This window comes from Streptomyces sp. MB09-01 (assembly GCF_033794505.1).
GTDB lineage: Bacteria > Actinomycetota > Actinomycetes > Streptomycetales > Streptomycetaceae > Streptomyces.
The window spans coordinates 1-2,379 of the sequence record NZ_JARAYQ010000505.1 but is presented as its reverse complement, the minus strand read 5'-3'; the positions used below and the strand labels follow the sequence as shown (position 1 = coordinate 2,379).

At 71.4% G+C, this 2,379-nt stretch carries 1 protein-coding gene; it reads left to right on the top strand.

Annotated elements, in window-relative coordinates; genetic code table 11:
* The first annotated feature begins 146 nt into the window (after window positions 1-146).
* Entirely contained in the window at window positions 147-2,201 is a 2,055-nt protein-coding gene (locus PV721_RS42920; protein WP_319734256.1) for a thioredoxin domain-containing protein, read from the top strand.
* The last annotated feature ends 178 nt before the right edge of the window (window positions 2,202-2,379 follow it).

Genomic DNA, 2,379 nt, shown 5'->3' with positions numbered 1-2,379 from the left:
GCCCCAGCGGCGACGACCTCGAATCCCTCGCCACCCCGGCCCGCGCAGCGTGCGCAGCCACCTGGACCGAGGCCCGAGAGGCCTGGACCCGCGACCTGGCCCCGATCCTGCGGCGGTGATCCGATTCCGTGCGGCAGGATGGGATCATGTCGAACCGCCTCGCGAACGAGACCTCGCCGTACCTGCTCCAGCACGCCGACAATCCCGTCGACTGGTGGCCGTGGTCGCCCGAGGCCTTTGCCGAGGCGCGGGAACGCGGGGTGCCCGTCCTGCTGAGCGTCGGCTACAGCAGTTGCCACTGGTGCCACGTGATGGCGCACGAGTCCTTCGAGGACGAACTGGCGGCCGCCTACCTCAACGAGCACTTCGTCAACATCAAGGTGGACCGCGAGGAGCGCCCCGACGTCGACGCCGTCTACATGGAGGCCGTGCAGGCCGCCACCGGGCAGGGCGGGTGGCCCATGACCGTCTTCCTCACCCCGGACGCCGAGCCGTTCTACTTCGGGACCTACTTCCCGCCCGAGCCCCGGCACGGGATGCCCTCCTTCATGCAGGTCCTCGAAGGCGTGCGGACCGCCTGGGCGGGGCGGCCCGAGGAGGTTGCCGAGGTCGCGCAGCGGATCGTACGGGACCTGGCCGGGCGGCAGTTGGACTACGGGAAGGCCGGCACTCCCGGGCCCGAGGAGCTCGCGCAGGCGCTGCTCGGGCTGACGAGGGAGTACGACGCCGTGCGCGGCGGATTCGGCGGCGCGCCGAAGTTCCCGCCGTCCATGGTGCTGGAGTTCCTGCTGCGCCACCACGCGCGCACCGGGTCCGAGGGTGCGCTGCAGATGGCCTCCGACACCTGCGAGGCCATGGCCCGGGGCGGCATCTACGACCAGCTCGGCGGCGGCTTCGCGCGGTACTCCGTGGACCGGGACTGGGTTGTACCGCACTTCGAGAAGATGCTCTACGACAACGCGCTGCTCTGCCGGGTCTACGCGCACCTGTGGCGGGCCACCGGGTCGGATCTCGCCCGCCGGGTCGCGCTGGAGACCGCCGACTTCATGGTCCGGGAACTGCGCACCGACCAGGGCGGCTTCGCCTCCGCGCTGGACGCCGACAGCGAGGACCCGGTCAGCGGCGCGCACGTGGAGGGGGCGTACTACGCCTGGACCGCCGCGCAGCTGCGGGAGGTGCTGGGGGAGGCGGACGGTGAACTGGCCGCCGGCTACTTCGGGGTGACCGAGGAGGGGACCTTCGAACACGGGAAGTCCGTACTGCAGCTGCCGCAGGACGGGCCCGTGGTGGAGGCGGGCAGGCTCGCCGGCATCAAGGAGCGGCTGCTGGCCGAGCGGGGCGGGCGGCCCGCGCCCGGCCGCGACGACAAGATCGTCGCCGCCTGGAACGGGCTGGCGATCGCCGCGCTCGCCGAGTGCGGGGCGTACTTCGAGCGGCCGGACCTGGTGGAGAGGGCGACCGAGGCCGCCGATCTGCTGGTGCGGGTGCACATGGACGGCAAGGCCCGGCTCGCCCGGACCAGCAAGGACGGTCACGTCGGCTCGAACGCGGGGGTGCTGGAGGACTACGGCGACGTCGCGGAAGGCTTCCTCGCACTGGCATCCGTGACGGGCGAGGGCGTCTGGCTGGAATTCGCCGGGTTCCTCGTCGATCTGGTCCTGGACCAGTTCACCGCCGAGGACGGGTCGTTGTACGACACGGCGCACGATGCGGAGCGGCTCATCCGCCGGCCGCAGGATCCGACCGACACGGCCGCGCCCTCCGGGTGGACGGCCGCCGCGGGCGCGCTGCTGTCGTACGCCGCGCACACCGGGTCGGAGGCCCACCGGACGGCGGCCGAGCGGGCGCTCGGGGTGGTGCACGCGCTCGGTCCGCGCGTGCCGCGTTTCATCGGGCACGGGCTGTCGGTCGCCGAGGCGCTGCTGGACGGGCCGCGCGAAGTGGCGGTCGTCGGGCATCCGGAGGATCCGTTGCTCGCGGTGCTGCACCGGACGGCGTTGCTGGGAACGGCTCCTGGTGCGGTGGTGGCGGTGGGTCTGCCGCGTGCGGCGGACGGCAGTGGCGGTGAGTTCCCCCTTCTTGCCGAGCGCACACTCGTACGCGACCTTCCGACGGCGTATGTGTGTCGACATTTCGTCTGCGCGCGGCCTACGACAGATCCGGTCGAGCTGGGGGAGCAGTTGGGCACGGTTCGCCCCTGAACCGGTCGGAGTGCCGTCAATTCCGGTTGTCGTACGCCAGTTCAGAAACTCGCCATTTATCTGCGCTGCGCCTGAATGTCATGTTCACTGCCTAATCTCGTGTCGTTGGTGAGTCACTGTTTCGGGAGTCACCGGGATGGCGCACTGGGGGGTGCGCGCAAGGGGGAAGCGGGAGCAG